At 72.0% G+C, this 20,084-nt stretch carries 17 protein-coding genes and 1 pseudogene; 11 read left to right on the forward strand and 7 right to left on the reverse strand.

Annotation, left to right across the window (positions count from 1 at the left end; genetic code table 11):
• The first annotated feature begins 13 nt into the window (after window positions 1-13).
• From ACXR2U_RS08535 to ACXR2U_RS08570, 8 genes and pseudogenes are all read left to right on the forward strand, one after another.
• Window positions 14-667, forward strand: a complete 654-nt coding sequence (locus ACXR2U_RS08535) for a hypothetical protein (protein ID WP_458824550.1) — start codon at window positions 14-16, stop codon at window positions 665-667.
• The gene (locus ACXR2U_RS08540) at window positions 664-2,526 is read left to right on the forward strand and encodes a glycosyltransferase (RefSeq protein WP_458824551.1); all 1,863 of its coding nucleotides are present in this window, start codon (window positions 664-666) and stop codon (window positions 2,524-2,526) included. The genes ACXR2U_RS08535 and ACXR2U_RS08540 overlap by 4 nt, the downstream gene beginning before the upstream one ends.
• The gene (locus ACXR2U_RS08545; protein ID WP_458824552.1) at window positions 2,523-3,284 is read left to right on the forward strand and encodes an FkbM family methyltransferase; all 762 of its coding nucleotides are present in this window, start codon (window positions 2,523-2,525) and stop codon (window positions 3,282-3,284) included. Before ACXR2U_RS08540 ends, ACXR2U_RS08545 begins: the two co-directional genes overlap by 4 nt.
• Window positions 3,285-3,305: 21 nt before the next feature.
• On the forward strand, window positions 3,306-4,085 hold the full coding sequence (locus ACXR2U_RS08550) for a TylF/MycF/NovP-related O-methyltransferase (protein ID WP_458824553.1): 780 nt from the start codon (window positions 3,306-3,308) through the stop codon (window positions 4,083-4,085).
• A 43-nt stretch (window positions 4,086-4,128) separates the two neighbouring features.
• Window positions 4,129-4,632 (forward strand): annotated as a pseudogene (locus ACXR2U_RS08555) (glycosyltransferase family protein); the annotation flags it as partial.
• Window positions 4,633-4,960: 328 nt separating this feature from the next.
• The gene (locus ACXR2U_RS08560) at window positions 4,961-5,332 is read left to right on the forward strand and encodes a hypothetical protein (protein ID WP_458824621.1); all 372 of its coding nucleotides are present in this window, start codon (window positions 4,961-4,963) and stop codon (window positions 5,330-5,332) included.
• A 36-nt stretch (window positions 5,333-5,368) separates the two neighbouring features.
• The gene (locus tag ACXR2U_RS08565; protein WP_458824554.1) at window positions 5,369-5,932 is read left to right on the forward strand and encodes an arsenate reductase/protein-tyrosine-phosphatase family protein; all 564 of its coding nucleotides are present in this window, start codon (window positions 5,369-5,371) and stop codon (window positions 5,930-5,932) included.
• 28 nt (window positions 5,933-5,960) lie between these two features.
• Window positions 5,961-6,971, forward strand: coding sequence for a lysylphosphatidylglycerol synthase transmembrane domain-containing protein (locus ACXR2U_RS08570; protein WP_458824555.1), 1,011 nt, complete (start codon window positions 5,961-5,963; stop codon window positions 6,969-6,971).
• Here ACXR2U_RS08570 and ACXR2U_RS08575 read toward each other — a convergent pair.
• Window positions 6,948-7,547 carry a MarR family winged helix-turn-helix transcriptional regulator gene (locus tag ACXR2U_RS08575; RefSeq protein ID WP_458824556.1) on the reverse strand — a complete coding sequence of 200 codons (600 nt, stop codon included), beginning with the start codon at window positions 7,545-7,547 and terminating at the stop codon, window positions 6,948-6,950. The two genes, ACXR2U_RS08570 and ACXR2U_RS08575, sit on opposite strands and share 24 nt — an antisense overlap.
• A gap of 198 nt (window positions 7,548-7,745) precedes the next feature.
• Here ACXR2U_RS08575 and ACXR2U_RS08580 point away from each other — a divergent pair, with 198 nt between their 5' ends.
• On the forward strand, window positions 7,746-9,095 hold the full coding sequence (locus tag ACXR2U_RS08580) for a UDP-glucose dehydrogenase family protein (protein ID WP_458824557.1): 1,350 nt from the start codon (window positions 7,746-7,748) through the stop codon (window positions 9,093-9,095).
• Window positions 9,096-9,129: 34 nt separating this feature from the next.
• Here ACXR2U_RS08580 and ACXR2U_RS08585 read toward each other — a convergent pair whose 3' ends face one another.
• From ACXR2U_RS08585 to ACXR2U_RS08595, 3 genes are all read right to left on the reverse strand, one after another.
• Window positions 9,130-11,199: a DUF4012 domain-containing protein gene (locus tag ACXR2U_RS08585; RefSeq protein WP_458824558.1), complete on the reverse strand. Its 2,070-nt coding sequence runs from the start codon at window positions 11,197-11,199 to the stop codon at window positions 9,130-9,132.
• A gap of 190 nt (window positions 11,200-11,389) precedes the next feature.
• The gene (locus ACXR2U_RS08590) at window positions 11,390-11,923 is read right to left on the reverse strand and encodes a hypothetical protein (protein WP_458824559.1); all 534 of its coding nucleotides are present in this window, start codon (window positions 11,921-11,923) and stop codon (window positions 11,390-11,392) included.
• A 157-nt stretch (window positions 11,924-12,080) separates the two neighbouring features.
• Window positions 12,081-13,676 (reverse strand): sugar transferase, encoded by a 1,596-nt coding sequence (locus tag ACXR2U_RS08595; RefSeq protein ID WP_458824560.1) that lies wholly within the window; start codon window positions 13,674-13,676, stop codon window positions 12,081-12,083.
• Between the two features lie 280 nt (window positions 13,677-13,956).
• On the opposite strand from ACXR2U_RS08595, the gene cysD reads away from it, so the two are divergent.
• Both cysD and cysC read left to right on the forward strand, forming a co-directional pair.
• Window positions 13,957-14,850: a sulfate adenylyltransferase subunit CysD gene (cysD, locus tag ACXR2U_RS08600; RefSeq protein ID WP_458824614.1), complete on the forward strand. Its 894-nt coding sequence runs from the start codon at window positions 13,957-13,959 to the stop codon at window positions 14,848-14,850.
• A gap of 2 nt (window positions 14,851-14,852) precedes the next feature.
• Complete coding sequence (gene cysC / locus ACXR2U_RS08605) at window positions 14,853-16,709, forward strand: adenylyl-sulfate kinase (protein ID WP_458824561.1); 1,857 nt, start codon at window positions 14,853-14,855, stop codon at window positions 16,707-16,709.
• Window positions 16,710-16,813: 104 nt separating this feature from the next.
• Here the strand turns inward: cysC and ACXR2U_RS08610 are convergent, their stop codons facing one another.
• The 3 genes from ACXR2U_RS08610 to ACXR2U_RS08620 form a co-directional block, all read right to left on the reverse strand.
• A complete protein-coding gene (locus ACXR2U_RS08610; RefSeq protein WP_458824615.1) occupies window positions 16,814-18,358 on the reverse strand; it encodes a lipopolysaccharide biosynthesis protein in 1,545 nt (514 codons plus the stop codon).
• A 101-nt stretch (window positions 18,359-18,459) separates the two neighbouring features.
• Complete coding sequence (locus tag ACXR2U_RS08615; RefSeq protein ID WP_458824562.1) at window positions 18,460-19,230, reverse strand: sulfotransferase family 2 domain-containing protein; 771 nt, start codon at window positions 19,228-19,230, stop codon at window positions 18,460-18,462.
• 66 nt (window positions 19,231-19,296) lie between these two features.
• A complete protein-coding gene (locus ACXR2U_RS08620; protein WP_458824563.1) occupies window positions 19,297-20,076 on the reverse strand; it encodes a hypothetical protein in 780 nt (259 codons plus the stop codon).
• Between the last annotated feature and the right edge of the window lie 8 nt (window positions 20,077-20,084).

Raw genomic sequence — 20,084 nt, forward strand, 5'->3', positions numbered from 1 at the left:
GCAAGAGGTTCCGGTGACGAAGATCCTGACGCTCCTCGTGTTCGCCCTCCCCGCCTCGCGGTTCAAGAACCTGGTGCTGCGCCGGCTCGGCCACCCGGTCGATCCGACGGCCGGCATCGGGCCGTCCCTCGTCACCGGCGTCGCGCGCTTCGAGGCCGGACCGGGCGCGATCGTCGGTGTCGGCAACGTCTTCCGCGGCCTCACGCGCGTCACGTTGGCGCAGGGTGCAACGATCGGCCAACTCAACTGGTTCTCCGCGGCGCCGACGTTCATCGGCACCACCGCCGAAGCCGCCACCCTCCAGCTCGACGAGTGCGCCGCGATCGTCAACCGCCACCACGTCGACTGCTCCGGCGGGGTCCGCTTCGAACGGTTCTCGATCGCGGGCGGCATGGGCTCGATCCTGCTGACCCACCACGTCAGCCACGCCAGCGGCAAGCTCGAGTGCGCGCCGATCCGCATCGAGGAGTACGCGCTGCTCAACGGGGCCAACCGGGTCGTCGCCGGAGCCGTGCTGCCCGCCCGCAGCCTCACCGGCATCGGGGCGGTGGTGCTCCCGGGCCTCACCGACCCCGGCCGGCTCTACGCCGGGGTGCCGGCGAAGAACATCAAGGCCGTCGAGGGTGGCGAGCTGTTCCAACGCGCCGACGCACGGGCGACGCTGTGAGCGCGCCCGCCCGTCACGGTGGCGCACTGCGCGGCCTCGCCACCACCGCGGCCGGCCTGCTGCCGGCCGGCCCGCTGAAGAACGGGGCGCTGCGTCGGCTCGGACACGACGTCCACCCGCGCGCCCGGATCGATCCGTTGCTGCTGGTGGACGTCGACCACCTCGCGGTGGCCGACCGCGCCCACGTCGGGGCGTTCTCGGTGGTGCGGCACGTGCGCGAGCTGCGTCTCGACGGCGGGGCCAGCCTCGGCCCGCGCAACTGGGTCTCGGCCGCACCGTCGCTGCACGGCGCGGGCCCGAGCGCCGGGCGACTCGCGCTCGGCGCGGGCGCGACGGTGACGACCCGTCACCGCCTCGACTGCAGCGGCGGCATCACCCTCGGCGTGGGCGCGGCCGTGGCCGGGTGGGACACCCTCGTCATGACCCACGACGTCACGCCGGACGGCACGCGTCCGACGGCCGAACCGGTCGTGATCGGCGACCGCGTGTTCCTGCACGCGGCCAACCGGGTGGCCGCCGGGACCGAGGTCCCCGCCGGGGTGCGCACCGAGCTCGGCAGTGTGCTGACCCCCGGCTGGTACGAACCGGCCACCCGGTACGGCGGCAACCCGGCCGTCCCGCTCGGACCGGCGGCCCGGACCCTGGTCCGCGAGCGCGGAACCCGGGTCGTACACGTGCTGCCCACGGTCGACGACGCGTTCGGCGGGCCGGGTCCGGTGCTCGCCGCCTGGCTCGGGGTCGGGGGCGGCACTGGCGGTGAGTCCGCCCGGGTGATCGCGACCGTGACCCGACCGGGTGCCGTCGCGAGCCGGCTGGCCGAACTGGCGTCGGTCGACCTCGCGGCCCCCGGCTCGGTGCTCGGCCGCGTGTACGGCAACGCCGCACAACTGCGACGGCTGCGCGACGCCGTCCGCGACGCCGATCTGGTCGTCTCGCACAGCTTCTTCCACCTGCCGGGCCTCGCCGCCGCCGTGCTCGCCCGCCGCCACGGCGTGCCCTGGGCAGCCGCACCGCACGGCAGCCTCGACCCGTGGGACGTCGAACACCACCACACCCGGGTCAAGCACCTGCTGGCGCCGCTCTGGCGTCGCGTGCTCGACGGCGCCGCGGTCTGGTGCGTCACCGCCCGGGAGGCCGATGCGCTCGTGACCTTCGGCGCGAGCCCGGCCACCGAGGTCGTGCCGTGCCCGACGACGCTGACCACGACGGTGCCGGTCGAGACCGCGTTGCTCACCCTCGGGCCGCTGGGCCGCCGGTTGCGGGAATCCCTCGATCAGGGCGGCAAGATCGTCTCGTTCGTCGGGCGGTTCGATCTCAAGAAGGGCCTCGACCGGCTGGTCGACGCGTTCGACGCCGCCGCCGGCCCCCACGACGTGCTCGTGCTGGCGGGAACCGGCGAGCCGTACTGGGAGAGCCGGGTCGACACCGCGGCGTCGAACGCCGCGCGCCGCGAGCAGATCGTGCGTCCGGGCTGGATCGGGCCGGAGGCCAAGACGGCGTTGTGGAGCCTGCCCGGCGTGTTCGCGCTGGTCAGTGACAACGAGAACTTCGGCGTCGCCGTGGCCGAGGCCATGGCCTGCGGACGTCCGGTGCTGGTGACCGACCAGGTCGCGCTGGCACCGCTCGTCGCGGCGGCGGGCGCCGGGTGCGTCACCACGCTCGACCACGACGACATCGTGCGCAGCATGCAACGGTTGCTGCGCGACAACGAGTTCGCCACCCGGGCCGGACAGAACGCGATCGACCTGGTCCGCGACCAGCTCTCGCCGGGTGCCGTGCACGACCGGCTGCGTGACGCCGTCGCGCACTCCCTCCCCTCGACCACATCCCCCGACCCCGTCACGGAGCGCATCGCATGACCGCCACCGCCGATCCCGTCCACCTCGTCCCACCCCGTCTGCGCAGCCTGGCGCGGCGCTCGCTCAACCGCGTCGGGCTCGACGTCTCCCGCAACCCGTACTCCTACCGACTCGGGCAGGTCCTCGAACGGGCCGGTGTCACCACCGTGGTCGACATCGGCGCCAACGAGGGCCAGTTCGCTCGTGCGCTGCGCGTGAACGGCTACGCCGGCGACATCCTCTCGATCGAACCGTTGCAGGATGCACACACCCAGCTGGCCCGACACGCTGCCTCCGACCCACGGTGGGCGGTCGTACGGGCGGCGGTGTCCGACACCGACGGCTCGGTGAGCGTCAACGTCGCCGCGAACTCCTACTCCTCCTCGGTGCTGCCGATGACCGCAGCGCACCTCGACGCCGACCCGCAGTCGGCGTACCGCACCAGCGAGGAGGTCGAGGCCTTCACACTCGACACGCTGGTGACCGACCGTGGCCTGGACCCGGCGCGCTGCGCGTTCAAGATCGACGTCCAGGGTTACGAATCCGCTGTGCTGGACGGCAGTTCGGCCACGCTCGCCACCGCGGCCGTCGTCCAGGTCGAGATGTCCCTGGTCGAGCTCTACGAGGGCCAGACCCTCATGCCCCAGATCGTCGAGCGCCTCACCGCCGCCGGGATGACCCTGTGGCTGCTCGAGCCCGGCTTCAGCGACCGCACCAGCGGCCGCCTCCTGCAGTGCGACGGCGTGTTCGTCCGCGCGGCCGACCACGCCACCACCTGACGTCCCTCGAGGAGAACCGCCATGACCAACTTCCGGACGGCGTTCCGCGCCCGGCAGACCGTGACCAGCGCCGTCCAACACCGCGGCTATCGCGTGAAACGCCCGCTGGTGCCGCTCACACACGACTTCGACGCCGACGCCGTGCAGGCGATCCGCGAGGTCTCCGGCTACACCCAGACGACCCCGGAACGCATCGTCGCGCTGCGCGACGCCGTGCGGTACGTCGCGAAGGCCGGCATCCCCGGCGACATCGTCGAGTGCGGGGTGTGGCGCGGCGGCAGCATGATGGTCGTCGCCCACGAACTCATCCGCAGCGGCGACACCGACCGGCGGTTGTGGCTCTACGACACCTACACCGGCATGACCCCGCCCACCGCGGACGACGTCACGATCACCGGCACCACCGGCGCGGCGTGGTTCGACTCGGAACTGGCCAAGCCCGAGAAGGACGCCACCGGTGTCACCGGCGTCGCGCTCGAGACCGTGCAGGCCAACGTCGGCTCGACCGGCTACCCCACCGACCGGCAGACCTACGTGGTCGGCCCGGTCGAGGAGACCCTGGTCAGCCACGAGTTGCCGGAGGAGATCGCCCTGCTGCGGCTGGACACCGACTTCCACGAGTCGACCAAGGCCGAGATGGAGATCCTCTACCCGCGCCTCGTGCCCGGCGGCATCCTCATCCTCGACGACTACGGCTACTGGCAGGGCGCGCGCAAGGCGGTCGACGACTACTTCGCCGACAAGGCCGCGCTGCTCGTGCGCATCGACAACAGTGCGCGCCTGGTCGTCAAGCCGGCCTGACCCCGACCGACCCCTTCCCCCGGAGGTCCCCGTGCGGATCCACGTGCACGACTTCAGCGGCCACCCGTTCCAGGCCCAGCTCTCCCGCCGCCTCGCCGGCCGCGGTCACCAGGTCACGCACGGCTGGTGCGGCCAGTACCTCAGCGGTCACGGCGTCCTCGCGCGGCAACCGGGCGACGCCGACGGCCTGTCCTTCCGGTCGGTCGAGGCCAAGGTCCCGCTCGAGCGCTACTCCCCGCGCGGTCGGCTGCGTTTCGAACGGGCCTACGGCGCTGCGCTCGGCGTCGCGCTGGTGGAGGAACGCCCTGACGTCACCGTGGTGTGCAACGTCCCGCTGTTCGCCCAGGCCGTCGCGGTCGACGTGCTGGCCGCGGCCGGCTTGCCGTGGGTCTTCTGGCACCAGGACGTCTACAGCGCCGGGGTCGCCGCCGAGGCCGCCCGCAAGCTGCCGGCCCCCGCGGCCCGGATGGCGGGCGCCTACGCCGTGCGCACCGAGAAGGACCTGGTGCGGAGGGCGGGCGCGGTCGTCGCGATCGGCGAACCGTTCGTCGAGCGCTACCGGCAGTGGGGCCTGCGGACCGACCACGTCACCGTCATCCCGAACTGGGCGCCGGTCGACGAGATCACCCCCCGCGACCGGGAGAACGGCTGGTGGCCGCTGCCCGACGTCGCACTGCGGTTGCTCTACGCCGGCACCCTCGGCCGCAAGCACAACCCGCTGCTGCTGCTCGACCTCGCGGACGGTCTCGTCGCGGCCGGACTCGACGCCGGTCTGGTGGTCGCCTCCGAGGGCGCCGGGGCCGAGGTGCTGCGCGACCGCCTGGGTCGCGCCGGACGTCCGGACGTCCGGCTCGCACCGTTCCAGCCCGGCCGAGGTGCTGCCCGACATGCTCGGCAGCGCCGACGTCCTCGTCGCGCAGCTCGAGCCCGACGCCGCGCTGTTCTCGATCCCGAGCAAGGTGCTGTCCTACCTCGCGGCCGGCCGCCCGGTGCTGGTCTTCGCCCCGCCCGACAACCCGTGCGCCCCGGACGTCCGGGCCTCGGGCGGTCTGGTCTGCCCGCCGACCGCCGCGGGGGTGCGGGAGGCGGTGGCCTGGCTCGCCCGGTTGCGCCGCGAGGAGGCGGAGGACATCGGGCGTCGGGCCCGGGCCATCGCGACCGAGAAGTTCGAGATCGACGCCATCACCGACCGCTTCGAACGCGTCCTGACGGGCGTCGAGGGCCGTGTCACGGCCGCCGCGTCCTGACCTCCCGCCGTGACCGGTGACTGGCATACTGCCGCCGTGTCCGGCACCTTCACCGTCCTCTACGTCTGCACCGGCAACGTGTGCCGGTCGGCGGCCGCGCAGGCGCTGCTGCGCCACCGCGCCCGCCCGGAGGACTCGCTCACCGTGGTGAGTGCGGGCACCCACGCGCTGGAGGGGTACGGCGTGGACGCGCCGACCGCGGCCGCGCTCGCCGAACGCGGGGTGAGTTCGGACGGCCACGAGGGCGTGTGGCTCACCGACGCGATGATCAAGGACGCCGACCTCGTGCTGACCGCGACCACCGAGCACCGCGACCGGGTGTTGCGTCGTGTGCCCGCGACCATGCGACGCGCGTTCACCATGCGCGAGTTCGTCCGGCTCGGCGCGCACGTCGAGGGCGCGCAACGGCCCGAGGACCGCACCGAGGCGGTCCGGGCGGTCGCGGGCATGCGCGGCCAGGTCGAGCCGGCCGGACCCGGCGCCGACGACATCGGCGACCCGTTCGGTGCCGGCATCGAGGCGGCCCGGGTGGCGGTGGCCCAGGTGGCCGAGACGGTCGACGGCACCGCCCGCCTCCTCGGCCTGCCCGCCGGCCGCTGACCCGCCGTCCCCTGTGACGCCGCCCGCGGTGAGCGCCGAGGACGCCCACCCGGGTACGGGCGGCGGCACCACGAGCCCGACCCGGTCCCGGCACTGGTGGCGGCCGGTGCTGGTGCTGGTCGTGCTGGGCGTGGCCGTCCACGTGCTGCTGCCGCAGGTCGACGAACTGCGGCGCACGCTCAACAGCCTCGACGACGCCCACTGGTGGTACCTGCCACCGGCGATCGTGTGCGCGGCCCTGACCTTCCCCGGCGCGGCGTGGTCGCTCGCCGGCGCGACCACGCACCGCCTGCCGCTCGGCCGCACCTCGGAGGCGTGCCTGGCCGCCGCGTGTCTCGGCCGGATCGCCCCGGCGAACCTCGGCAGCCTCGGCGTCACCGGCGCCTACCTGCGGGCGAGCGGGGCCACGGTGGGGGAGACGACCGCCGCCCTCGGTCTCGACGCCATCGCCGGCGTCGTGGTGCACCTGGCGCTGCTCGCCGCGGCCGGCGCGCTGGTCGGCCGTTTCCCGCACCCGCAGCTGAAGCTGCCGGACCACTTCGCCGTGATCGTCGTCGTGGCCCTGGTGCTCGCGGTCGCGGGCCTCGCCGCGGCCGGGTACTGGTACCGCCGGCGCCACGTCGACGGCTGGGGTGGGCTGGTCCACCGGTTGGTGAACTCGCTGCGGGAGGGGCGGGCCGGGTTCGCCGCGGCGCTGCGCTCCCCCCGGCAGGCGGCGCTCCTGCTCGGCGGCTCCGCGCTCATCACCGTGGCCGAGATCGCGTGCCTGGGGTTCTCGATCCTGGCGTTCGACGGCCGGGTCGGCGTCGTCACCGTCGCGTTCGTCTACCTGGCCGGTGCTGCGGTGTCGGCCGTCGCCCCCACACCCGGCGGCCTGGGCGCGATCGAGGCGGCGCTGGTCAGTGGGCTGACGCTGTTCGGGGTGGCCTCGGGGCCGGCGGTCACCGGCGTGCTGCTCTACCGGTTGCTGACGTTCTGGTTGCCGATCCTGCCGGGGGCGGTGGCGGTACGCGACCTACGACGCCGCCACCTGCTGTGAGACCCGGACCTGCTGCGAGACGGGCGAGGGCTGCGGGCGCTGCGGCGGGGTCGAGGAGTGGGAAGGCCGCGGCGACGTCCCGTTCTGCGGGGGCGCCGAGGCCGGGCGCGGGCGTCCGGTGATCCTCTCGTTCATCGCGGCGGCGATCGTCTGCAGGTCCATCGCGAGAGCGTGGCGCCGCGGACCCGGCACGGTCTCGGCCGTGGCCAGCAGTTCGCCGGTGGCGTCGGCCAGCACCGTCCGCCCCTGCGGGGTGAGGGTCACGTAGCTCGAGCGGCGGTCGGTGGGGTGCGGCTCGCGGCGGCACACCCCGTGGCGCTCGAGCCGGTCGACCAGTCCGGTGACGGCCCCGGTGGAGAGCCCGACCCGGTCGCCGAGGTGGCGCTGGGTGAGCGGCCCGGACATCGCCAGGTGCGAGAGCGCGGTGGACTCGACGGCCGTCAGGCCGCTGCGCGCCGCGAGCACCGTGCGCAGGCGGTCGCCCAGCAGCAGGACGAGTCCGAGCGCGCGGGCGGCGTCGTGACCGTCGTGTCCGGCGGGCAGAGCCTGACCAGCAGGCCCGGGGTGTCCAGCCACAGCGACCTCCGTCGAAGGGGGGACGGGCGTCCGGAGTGCGCCCGTACACCCTGCCCAACGGAACAGATGACAGGAAGTGACTCTCCGCGGCCGAGAATTTCGACGGGCACGTGTCCGGTGACGACGGCGGTGCGTGACGTCGTCGTCCGACCTGAGCCGGTCATGTTCCCGGCGCACATCGGCCGATACCCTGCCGGGGTGAGTGACCAGAACAGCCCCGCCGTCGTCGAACACCCCCGCGTCAGCGTCATCGGGACCGGTTACCTCGGGGCCACCCATGCCGTGTCGATGGTGGAGCTCGGGTTCGAGGTCATCGGCGTCGACGTCGACGAGCACAAGATCGAGATGCTGCGTCGCGGCGAGGTGCCGTTCTACGAGCCCGGGCTGCCCGAGCTGCTCGCGACGGCCCAGGAGACCGGCCGGCTGCGCTGGAGCACCGACATCGCCGAGGCCGCGGCCTTCGCCGACGTCCACTACATCTGTGTCGGCACGCCTCAGAAGGCGGGCGAGCTCGCCGCCGACCTCACCTACGTCGACTCGGCGTTCACCGAGTTGGCCAAGCACCTCGACCGGCGCTGCCTGGTCGTCGGCAAGTCGACCGTGCCGGTCGGCACCGCGGCCCGCCTCGCCGCCATGCTGGTCGAGACCGCCCCGGCCGGCGCCGAGGTCGAGCTCGCCTGGAACCCCGAGTTCCTGCGGGAGGGCTTCGCGGTCGAGGACACCCTGCGCCCGGACCGCCTGGTCTTCGGCGTCCGCAGCGCGTGGGCCGAGGCCCAGATGCGGGCCGCGTACGCACCGGTGCTCGCCACCGGGACGCCCCTCGTGGTCTGCGACTACCCGACCGCCGAGATGGTGAAGGTGGCGGCGAACTCGTTCCTCGCCACGAAGATCTCGTTCATCAACGCCATGGCCGAGGTGTGTGAGGTCACCGGCGCCGACGTCACCCGCCTCGCCGACGCCATCGGCTACGACGCCCGCATCGGGCGCAAGTTCCTCAACGCCGGGCTCGGGTTCGGTGGCGGTTGCCTCCCGAAGGACATCCGGGCGTTCATGGCCCGCATGGGCGAACTCGGCGTCGACCAGGCGGTGTCGTTCCTGCACGACATCGACGCCATCAACCAGCGTCGCCGTGTCCGCACCGTCGAGATCGGCATGGACCTGCTGCACGGCACCTTCCGCGGCGCCAAGGTCGCGGTGCTCGGGGCGGCGTTCAAGCCCGACTCCGACGACATCCGGGACTCGCCGGCGCTCGACGTCGCGAACCTCGTCCAGCGCCTCTCGGGCAACGTCACGCTGTACGACCCCAAGGCGATGGACAACGCCCGCGCCAAGTTCCCCGAACTCGGCTACGCCGACACGCTGGCCGAAGCGGTCACCGACGCCGACCTGGTCATGCTGCTCACCGAGTGGCAGGAGTTCCGCGAGATGGACCCGTCCGCGATCGGCGAGCTGGTCCGGCACCGCAACATCGTCGACGGCCGCAACGTGCTCGACCCGATCGAGTGGCGCGGCCAGGACTGGTCGTACTCCGCGCTCGGTCGCCCGTAGCCGGGAGGCCGTCCCCCGCCCGCGTCGGGCGCGCTCAGCCGGCGCAGACGCGGGCGTCGACGTCGACCTGCAGCGGCAGGACCCCGGGCTGCCTGACGACGGTCATCGGCTGGTCGCCGGCGGGTTCCTGCAACGTCAGCACCCAGGTGCGGGTCTGGCCGGGCTTGATCTCCAGGATCATCTGGAACGAGGGGTGACCCTCCTCGTCGAACAGGCCCGCGCCGGAGGTCCTGCCGTCGAGCGTGGCGCCGGTGAGCAACGCCCCCTTGGTGGCGACCCAGTTCACGACCGTGCGGTTCTGCCCCACGACGAGGTCCGTCGGCTGGTTGATCGCCCCGATCCGGTCGGTCACGTACGGCGGCAGACCGCTGGTCGGTGCGTTGTTGGTGAGCTTGATCGTCACGGTGACGTCGCGGGTGTCACCGCACCCGCTCCGGGTGACGTCGACCGAACGGCCGAGGTAGTAGTCCAGCTTGCCCGCGGCGCCGTTGTTGAGCACGAGCATGCCGTAGGGCTGGTCGGTGGCGGAGATCGTGCCGCCGATCGGTGCGGATGCCAGCACCGACTGGACGCCCGGGTCGGTGCTCCACGCCACGATGCGGCGTTCGCTGACACCACGGGCGAGGCCGTCGAGCAGGGCGCGGCCGTTGCGGGCCCCACTGAGGACCTTCTTCTCGACCGCTGACGCGACGTCGAGGATGTACTGCTTACGGGCCGAGTTCTCGCCGCGGGCGGGGAACTGGGCGTACACGTCCTTCTGCAGCAGCGCGACGACGTTCTTCGAGGTGACCTGGACGCCGTCGGGTGCGGTGGTGGGCCCGGTGGCCGCCAGCAGGTAGGACAACGCGCTCGGATCGACGGTCAGCGCGCCGTCGAGTTGCTCGCCGTGGGTGTTCTTCCACATCGCCAGCCAGATCTGGGCGGCGTAGGGGAAGTTCGGGCTGACGTTGCTGTCGACGTAGGTGTTGTACGGGGTGTCGGTGGTGCGGGCCACGGTCGGGTTGGCGTACTGCAGGTTGTAGGCCTTGCCGAAGTCGACGCCGCTCGGGATCTTCCCGGCGAGCAGGCTGTCGGAGTTGAACGACTCGATGGCGACCTTGCCGTTGGTCGCGGTGGCGATGGCGAACGCGCCGGGCAGCCCGCCGGTGCCGCGGAGCTCGGCGTTGTTCTGGAAGGCGATGAAGTACTTCCGGGTGCGGCCGTCGTCGCCGAGCATGGTCGGGAGCACCCGCAGGGCCTGGTCGGTGGTCCGCAGGGTGCTGCCCAGGCTCGACAGTTGCCCGGCGAGTCGGTCGGTCGCGGTGTCGACCGCCGGCAACCAGGTCGAGCGGGGCAGCGCCGCGACAGACTGGTTGGCGGCGTCGGCGGCGAGGGCGGCCCGGTGCACCGGGCCGGAAGCCCGCTGGAGGGCCGTGAGGTCGACCGCGCCCTTCTGGTAGACGGTCCGGGGGTTGACGTCGTCCGCCGCGGCGATGAGGCCGGGGACGGCGTCGTCGACCAGCGTCGAGGTCTGGGTGGTGATCCCGCGGACGGCGTCGGCCGGGTCGCCCACGTAGGGGATGGCCGCGAGCGTCGCCCAGGCCGGGCCGCGGGTCAGCACGGCGGCGTGGTGGGCGTGCTCGGCGAGGGAGTCGGCGCGGGCTCCGATGTCGGTCCCGCCGGCCGTGATCTGGCTCCGCAACGCACTGAGGTCCGAGCGGGCCTGCTGGAGCTGGTAGGCGGCGAGCACGCCGGTGACGACGATCCACGCCAGGCCCAACCCGAGCACCCCGAGCACGACGTGACGCAGGACGGCCCGCACGTGGCGGGCGCGCCGACTGCCCCGACGCTTGGCCTTCGGGGAACCGGACGACCGGGTCGACGGCCGCGACGCGGACTCGGACGAAGAGGACCGCCGGCGGCTCGAACGGCCGCTCGCGGCCGAGGACTTCGACGACGACGAGGACGACGACGACGAACGCCGCCGCCGAGGCCGCGTGTCCCACGCCTCGCCCTCGAAGGCGCCGTCGAAGCCGGACTTCGCCGGATCGCTCCGCCCGGGCTCATCCGGCGGGTCGGGTCGCTCCGGCTCGAGGGGACCGGTCGGGCGGGGCGGTTCGGTCATCGTCTCCGTCGTCGGGGCGGCCGGGGCAGGTGGGCCACGGCGGGATCGAGGCGGGTGAACTGTACGACACCTCGCTCAGCGATCCCGGTGTCGCTCAGCGGCTGAACCATCCGGACCTGGCCCGGAAACGCCGAGAGCGGCGCCCCCCGCAGGGGACGCCGCTCTCGAGACGTTGCTGAGGCGAACCGACTCAGACCGAAGGGGTCTGGTTCGCCGTGGTGCGGCGACGGCCGGCGACCACGAAGAACACACCGCCGGCGACGAGGATGCCGCCGAGGATGCCGATGCCGGTCACGGCCGCACCGGTGTTGGCCAGTCCACCAGGCCCGTTGTCGTCCGTGTTGCTGGGCTTGCCGGGGCCGGTCTTGGAGGTGATGGTGACGGTGAAGGGGTAGATCTCGCCGCCGGCGCCGGTCACCTGGATGGTGTGGACGCCCTTGTAGCCGGCCGGGATCGCGCCCGACACGGACCCCTTGCCGTCGGCGCCGGTGGTGCCGGTGCCGATCGTGACGGGGGCCGAGAAGATCTGCATCGTCAGGCCACCGGGCGTGGTGTTCTCGACGGTGACGACCGCGGTGTCGCCCGGGGCGAACACGGTCGAGTTGATGGTGGCCGTGCCGACGACACCGTCGGGGTAGGCCGAGGCCGGCGTGGCGACGACGACGCCGCCGATGCCCGCGGCAACCAGCAGGCCGGCCGCAGCGACCAGTCGGGTGAGCTTCATGGGGTGGTTCCTTCCGGAGTGGGTCTTGGCGTTGCCTCAGCAACGTGCGGAAGCTTATACAGACCTGAGGGCCCAGGTCCAATCATTGTTGTGAACAACTGGTAACGACTCCGGCCCGGTGGTATTGCCGGGCGGTTCGGTAGGGAACAGCAGAGGGTCAGTACGCGCCGCTGCGCCGCAGGACGGTCCACATGGTGCGCAGGATGATGGTCACGTCGAACGCGAGCGACCAGTTCTCCACGTAGTAGAGGTCCATGCGCACCGCGTCCTCCCAGGTGGTGTCGGAGCGGCCGCTCACCTGCCAGAGGCCGGTCATGCCGGGGCGGACCAGCAGCCGCCGACGGGCGTGACCGGAGTACGTCGAGTCGACCGTGGCCAGCGGCCGGGGCCCGACGAGCGACATGTCGCCGCGCAGGACGTTGACCAGTTGCGGCAACTCGTCGATGGACAGCCGCCGGATGAGGCCGCCGACCTTGGTCACCCGCGGGTCGTCGGCGATCTTGAACAGCACGCCGTCGCCGTCCTGTTCGTTGCGGTCCCACAACTCGTCACGCCGCTTCTCGGCGTCGACGTACATGCTGCGGAACTTCCAGACCAGGAACTCGGTGCCCCCGGTGCCCAGGCGGGACTGCTTGAACAGCACCGGCCCGGGGGAGGTCACCTTCACCGCGATCGCCGTGAGCAGCAGCACCGGGCTGGCCGCGGCCATGATCGCCAGGGAACCGAAGACGTCCACGAGGCGCTTCACCACGCGGGACACCCCGGTGAACTGGGGCTGCTCCACCCACATGAGCGGCAGGCCCTCGACCGGGCTGACGTGCACGCGGGGCCCGGCGACCTCGGTGAGTCCGGGCGCCATGATGAGGCCGCGGCCGGTGCCCTCGAGCTCCCACCCGAGTTCGCGCACGCCACGGGAACCCAGCTCGGTCCCGGCGACCGCCACGACGTCGGCGTCGATCCGCTCCGCGGCGTGGGCCGCGTGGCGCAGTCCGCCGAGCACCGGGACGCCGGGCGCGATCTCGGTACCGGGCTCGGCGCCGGGGACGCATGCCCCGACCACGCGCAGGCCGGCCCCCTTGGACTTGGTCGTCGCGTTCACCAGGTGGGTGACGGCGTCGAGGTTGCCGACCGCGACGAGTCGGTACACCCACATGCCCTCGCGGCGCATCGAGCCGACGAGCCGACGCAGGATGAAGCGCATGAGGATGAGCAGGAACAGGCCGAGCGGGAAGACGACCGCGATGAAGCCCCGCGAGATGTCGATGCCCAGGAGGTAGCAGCCCACCCCCACGCCGCCGAAGGCCCACAACGTCCCGCGGATGACCCGCTTGAACTCCTCGGAGCCCGACGTCATGTGCCGGATCTCGTAGGCGGCGACGCCCGACAACGCGATCAGCCAGGTCACGACGACCACGGACCCGACGACGAAGTAGGTCACCTGGTTCCCGGTGCCCCGGTCGGTGCCGAAGCGCAGGAAGTAGCCCAGCGACACCGCGACCAGGACGGCGCCGAGGTCGGTCACCAGCAGCGCGAGGCCGTACTGCCGCGACCACCGGTGCGTGCGCGACGCGCCGGGCGGGGTCTTCCACACCGCGCTGTCACGGACGCCGCCTCCGAGCACATCCGGGTGCAGCACCTCGGCCGCGCTCGAGACCTCCGGCAGCAGGACGTTGCTCACCACCGCGGGTGCGCTCCGGTCCTCTGGGTCGGGTCGCACGCCGGCCGCGCTGGTCGATCCGACGTTTCCCGACACGGGACGTCTCCTCGGGCTGGGGCGGTGCGATGCGGTCGTGCATCGTGGCAGCCGTCGAAGGATACGGGAGGTGCAGGCGCCGCGCAGTGCCTGATCGGACATGCTTCAGGCCTTCGACATGACCATCTCGACGTCCGGCGCCGATCCTTCGTCGGAGGCGCACGAGCTGGTCGACCGCGGGCTGTGTCCGTGTAACCCGGCCCCGGTACCGTGGCGCGGTTGCCCGGGCACCCCCAGCCGCTCTCCTCTGGAGTCCACCACCGTGATCGCCACGTACGAGATGTCCGACCTGGCCAGGCTCGAGGCCGAGGCGGTGCACATCATCCGCGAGGTCGTGGCCACGATCGAGAACCCCGCGATGCTGTTCTCCGGCGGCAAGGACTCCGTGGTGATGCTGCACATCGCCGCCAAGGCGTTCTGGCCCGCGCCGGTCCCCTTCCCGGTCATGCACATCGACACCGGCGAGAACTTCGACGAGGTCATCGCCTACCGCGACCGCACGGTCGAACGGCTCGGGGTGCGCCTGGTCGTGAGCAGCGTCCAGGACGACATCGACGCCGGCCGGGTCGTCGAGGACACCGGCCCCAACGCCACCCGCAACCGGCTGCAGACCGTGTCACTGCTGCGGGGGATCGCTGAGAACAAGTTCGGCGCGGTGTTCGGTGGGGCCCGGCGCGACGAGGAGAAGGCCCGCGCCAAGGAGCGGGTGTTCAGCTTCCGCGACGAGTTCGGCCAGTGGGATCCCCGCAACCAGCGCCCCGAGCTCTGGAACCTCTACAACGGGCGCCACAAGAAGGGCGAGAACATCCGCGTGTTCCCGCTCTCCAACTGGACCGAGCTCGACATCTGGTCCTACATCCGGGACGAGGGCATCGAGCTGCCGAACCTCTACTACTCGCACCGCCGTGAGGTGGTCGAACGCGACGGCATGTTGCTCGCGGTCAACCGGTTCATCCAGCCGCGCGGGGACGAGAAGCCCTTCGAGGCCACGGTCCGCTTCCGCACCATCGGCGACGCCACCTGCACCGGCTGCGTCGAGTCCGAGGCCGCCGACGCCCACGACGTCGTGGCCGAGGTCGCCGCGGCGCGGCTCACCGAGCGAGGTGCCACGCGCGCCGACGACCGCATCAGTGAAGCCGGCATGGAAGACCGCAAGAAGGAAGGGTATTTCTAACCGTGTCCCAGCTTCTGCGTATCGCCACGGCCGGTTCGGTCGACGACGGCAAGTCCACGCTCATCGGGCGGCTGCTCTACGACAGCAAGGCCATCTTCGAGGACCAGTTCGCCGCGCTGGAGAAGACCAGCACCGCGCGCGGGAGCGACACCCCCGACCTCGCTCTGCTCACCGACGGCCTGCGCGCCGAGCGGGAGCAGGGCATCACCATCGACGTCGCCTACCGCTACTTCGCCACGCCCAAGCGCAAGTTCATCATCGCCGACACCCCGGGCCACATCCAGTACACGCGCAACATGGTCACCGGGGCCTCGACCGCCGACGTCGCGCTGATCCTCGTCGACGCCCGCAACGGCATCCTGCAACAGTCGCGGCGCCACGCGTTCCTCGCGAGCCTGCTCGGCATCCCGCACCTCGTGCTGTGCGTCAACAAGATGGACCTCGTCGACTACAGCCAGGAGCGGTTCGAGGAGATCCGCGCCGAGTTCGAGCAGTTCGCGATGAAGCTCGAGGTCGGCGACCTGTCGTTCATCCCGGTGTCGGCGCTCGGCGGCGACAACGTCGTGAACCGCAGCGAGAGCATGCCCTGGTACGACGGCGTCAACCTGCTGGCGCACCTCGAGGACCTCTACGTCTCCTCCGACCGCAACCTCATCGACAACCGGCTGCCGGTCCAGTACGTCATCCGTCCGCACCAGGCGCGCGACTCCTCACTGCACGACTTCCGCGGCTACGCGGGCACGATCGCCGGCGGCGTGTTCAAGCCCGGCGACGAGGTCACCGTGCTGCCCTCGGGGTTCAACTCGACCGTGAAGGCCGTCTGGGCGCCGGGCGGCGGCAAGCTCGAGGAGGCGTACGCCAACGAGGCGGTCACCATCGAACTCGAGCACGACATCGACATCGCGCGGGGCGACATGATCTGCCGCCCTGCGAACCGCCCGCACGTCGCGCAGGACATCGACGCGATGATCTGCTGGTTCACCGGTGACAAGCCGTTGGAGGCGGGTCAGCGGTACACGATCCAGCACACCACCCGCTCGACCCGCGCCTCGATCGTCGACCTCGACTACCGCCTCGACATCGACACGTTGCACCGCGACGAAGGCGCCACGAGCTTGTCGATGAACGAGATCGGCCGGGTCAAGCTGCGGACGCAGGCCCCGCTGCTGTTCGATCCCTACCGCCGCAACCGTGACACCGGCAGCTTCATCCTCGTCGACGAAGCCACGAACAACACCGTCGCGGGCGGCATGATCACCGGCCCGACCGCGCAGGACAGCAACGTCGTGTGGCACAACTCGGCCGTCGGCCGGGCCGACCGCGCCACCCGCGGGATGACGCTGTGGTTCACCGGCCTGTCCGGGTCCGGCAAGTCCACCGTCGCCACCGAGGTCGAGCGCCGCCTCGTCGCCTCGGGCCGCCCGGCCTACCTGCTCGACGGCGACAACGTCCGGCACGGGCTGTCGGCCGACCTCGGGTTCTCGGCCGAGGACCGCGCCGAGAACGTGCGCCGGTTGGGCGAGGTCGCCAAGCTGTTCGCCGACGCCGGGGTCATCGCCCTCGTCTCGCTGGTCAGCCCCTACCGCGCCGACCGCGACGGTGTCCGGCAGAGCCACGAGACCGGCGACGTGCCGTTCGCCGAGATCTTCGTGGACACCCCGATCGAGATCGCCGAGGCGCGTGACCCCAAGGGTCTCTACGCCAAGGCCCGCGCCGGCGAGATCGCCAACTTCACCGGCATCAGCGACCCCTACGAGGCGCCGCTCTCACCGGAGTTGTTGCTGCGGCCGGAGACCGGCGACGCCGCCACCCAGGCGGCCACGGTCGTCGACCTCGTGGAGCGTCTGCTCTCCCGCTGAGCGCGACCCCGCCTTTGCCTGCCTCGCAGGCAGGGGAACCCTGATGAGACGAGGGGATTCCGGCCCGCGAGGTAGCTGTGGCCCGGTCCCCCGGTGGGGGCGGCTCAGCGCAGCAACTTGCCCGCCGCCCGGATGAGGCCGAGGTCGCGGCGGAACGACGGCCACACGAGCGCCTGCAGGACGATGACGGCCACGATCGCGACGAGGCCGGCGGCGATGCGGAGGATGTCCGGTCGGCCCTGGAGCAGCTCCGACACGGCCCAGCCGGCGACCCCCGCCACCGCGTAGCCGAACAGGCAGCGCACGCCGTTCCACCACAGCCGCCGCACGGGGGCGTCGGTGACCCGGGAGATCCACCAGAGCGAGAACGGCCAGTTGAACAGGGCACCGGCCGTGTATCCCCAGGCCACACCCTCGATGCCCCAGAACGAGCCGATGACCACGGTGGCGACGGCGACGGGCCGGCTGATCAGGGATTGCCGCAGGCTGGTCTTGGCCAGGCCCTTGGACAGGAAGACCCAGTACGTCACGTAGCCCGAGGTCTGGAAAGCACCGGCGAGCGCGAGGATCTGGAACAGGGGGACCGACTGCACCCACTGCGCGCCGACGATGAGCCGGATGCCGGGTTCGGCCAGCGCCGCCATGGAGACGACGACGGCGAGGACCGAGTGCAACAGGACGGTCTGGCCGGTGAGCAGGTAGTCCGCGTACCGCTTGGGTTGGTCGCGGAGCCTGGTGAGCACCGGTGTGGCGACTCGGGTCGACGGAGCGTTGAGCTGGTTCAGCGGCAGGGCGAGGAACCGGAAGGCGCGGTTGTACAGGCCGAGCGGGGTCGCCCCGAAGCGGATGCCGATGGTGACCGAGTCGGCGTTCTTCGCGATGTAGCCGATGATCTGGGCGGCCAGCACGTTCATCCCGAAGGACAGGTACGGCTTGATCGAGGTGTCGCGGTGGTACCAGCGGGGCAGCCAACCGGCCGCGACCACCGCGATGACGAGCGTGACGACCGACGTGACGACCTGCTGCCACACGATCGCCCAGTAGCCGCCGCCGGCGACCGCGATGAGGATGCCCGCCACGAGGCCGGCTGCGAGGCCGGCGACGTCGGACACGTTGACCATGAAGACCCGCAGTTCGCGCTGCAGGCCGGCGCGGTACTGGGCGGTCATGCCGTTGAGCAGGAAGGTCACGGCCAGGACCAGGGTGACCTCCCGGAGCCGGTCGTCCCCGTAGAGCGCGGCGATCCCCGGAGCCGCGGCGATCACGACGACGGTCAGCAACGCGCCGATACCGGTGTTCACCCAGAACAGGTTGTCGCGCTCCTCGCGCGAGATGTGCCGCGCCTGCAACGCGGCGATCGACAGACCGAAGTCCCGCAGGGTCTCCCCGATCCCGATGATCGCCGTGACCATCGTGGCGAGCCCGAAGTCGGTCGGGGTGAGCAGGCGAGCCAGCAGGATGAGGCCGCCGGTCTGGACGACGAGCCGCGCTCCTTGCCCGGCCATCATGGTGGCGGCCCCGCGGGAGGCCCGGCGCCCGAGCCCGCGGTCTCCGAGCCCGTCGCGGTCCGCGGCGTCCGAGCGTGCGGGTTCCGCGGGTGCGGGCTCCGGGGACGCGGGTTGCGAGGCCGAGAGATCCGCCGGTGTCAGGTCCGGTGGCGCCGGGTCCGAGGGGGCCGGGTTCGCGGTGGCGGCGATGACCGGGACCGCGGGGCTCGACTCCCCGCTCTCCGGCGCGGGCCACCGGTGCTTCACGGCTGGTAGCCGAACGTCTCGAGTTCCCGGGCGAACTTGGCGCGGACCACGGCGAGGTCGGCGTCGTCGAGCAGTTCACGGGCCGCCCGGCGGTCCGGTCGGACCTGACCCTTGGCGTGGGGCAGCGACAACCGGCCGGGGAGTCCGAGGGCGGTCCCGGTGGCGGCGAGCGCCGCGTCGAGTTCCTCGTACCGGCAGACGTGGTCGGCGACGACCCGGTCGTCGATGGTGTAGGTCGACCAGTTCCGCGTCAGCCGCTCCAACTGGTCGCTCCGGAGGAACGCCGAGAGCGTGGGCCGTTGGTCGACCGGGATCTTGCGGATCCGCCAGTGGTAGAAGGAGACGACGGCGTCGAACGGGTTGCGCACCGTGGTGACCTTGCGGTAGCTCGTCCACACCTCCTCGCCGACGAGCCGACGCACCTCGGCCGCGGGCATGTGGTTGTAGGCCCGGGCCGGCCGGCGGGTGCGGACGAGCCTGGCGAGCTCCGGGCGGCGGTAGAGGTGCAGCGGCCAACGGTCGTGCTGCGGCCCGGGCCATCCGCGCTCGCGCCGGAGAGCCTCGTCGGCGGCACCGATCGCGGTGATCACATCGTCGGGACCGAGGTACTCCGACAACGCGATCTCGACGCTGGTGCCCGCGGTCTTCCGTGTCTTCAAGAAGATGAAGCGGTGTCGGTGAGACACGATCACGGTCGGGGCACCTGCCAAGGGGATCGAGCAACGGGCTGCGGCGTGGCGACCCGGAGCACGGGAACGATACAACACACGTCAGGCGCACCAGCCCGCTCGCGTGCGCTGCGAGCTCACAGCTGGCGCCGACAGGTCCCGCGGTCAGACGTACCCGTAGCGGGCGAGCAGACCCGGGTGCCGTTCATCGAGGGTGTCCAGCACGCGCGGGGTCAGCTGCGACTCCCACTGACGTGGGCGCGGGTCGCGGATGTGCGCGGTCGAGCGGCCGCCGGTCCGTTCGCCCGCCGACAGTTTCCGGGCGTAGTGGTGACCGACCCGACGCTCGACCGGACCGACACGGTAGTGCGCGAGGAGCCGGTCGAAGGATTCCTGCTCGTGACCGAGCACGTCCTCGTACCGCAGCAGCAGGACCCGCGGATCGTCCTGCGGCCACTGCATCATCGAGTCGAAGTGGGCTCGGCGGAAGTCGAGTTCGGCGAGCAGCCCGTCCTCGACCGACGCCGCGGTGAGGAAGTCGGCGTACGAGGTGCCGGCCGGCAACGCGGCCGGGATCGTCCCGTTCACGACGGCCCAGTCCACGGGTGACGGGTCGACGACGAGGCACCAGGGCTCGGCTCCACGCTTGTGGTAGTGGTAGCCCGAGACCAGCAGGTCACGGGGATCGCGGATGAACCGCGAGGCGCGGACGTCGCCGAACCCGTCCAACGGCACGTGGTGGTTGTTGACCGAGACCAACCGGTGGTTCGCCGCGGCGTCGGGCAGACGGTCGACGTGGCTGTTGAGGTGGACGTAGGGCTCGGGTCCGAACGGACGGGTCGCCCGCATCGTCCGCCGCATGACGCCCTTGTAGAACACGGTGAGGCACTTGTGGTACGAGAAGTGGAACAGCCGGGCGGGACCGGGGTGCGGTGGGAACGACACGCGTCGCC

Source organism: Jatrophihabitans sp. YIM 134969, from assembly GCF_054456675.1.

Coding starts and splice junctions, on each gene's coding strand:
- ACXR2U_RS08545 (WP_458824552.1), top strand. CDS start 2,523: ATGACCGCCACCGCCGATCCCGTCCACCTCGTCCCACCCCGTCTGCGC.
- cysD (WP_458824614.1), top strand. CDS start 13,957: ATGTCCGACCTGGCCAGGCTCGAGGCCGAGGCGGTGCACATCATCCGC.
- ACXR2U_RS08590 (WP_458824559.1), bottom strand. CDS start 11,923: ATGAAGCTCACCCGACTGGTCGCTGCGGCCGGCCTGCTGGTTGCCGCG.
- ACXR2U_RS08585 (WP_458824558.1), bottom strand. CDS start 11,199: ATGACCGAACCGCCCCGCCCGACCGGTCCCCTCGAGCCGGAGCGACCC.
- ACXR2U_RS08550 (WP_458824553.1), top strand. CDS start 3,306: ATGACCAACTTCCGGACGGCGTTCCGCGCCCGGCAGACCGTGACCAGC.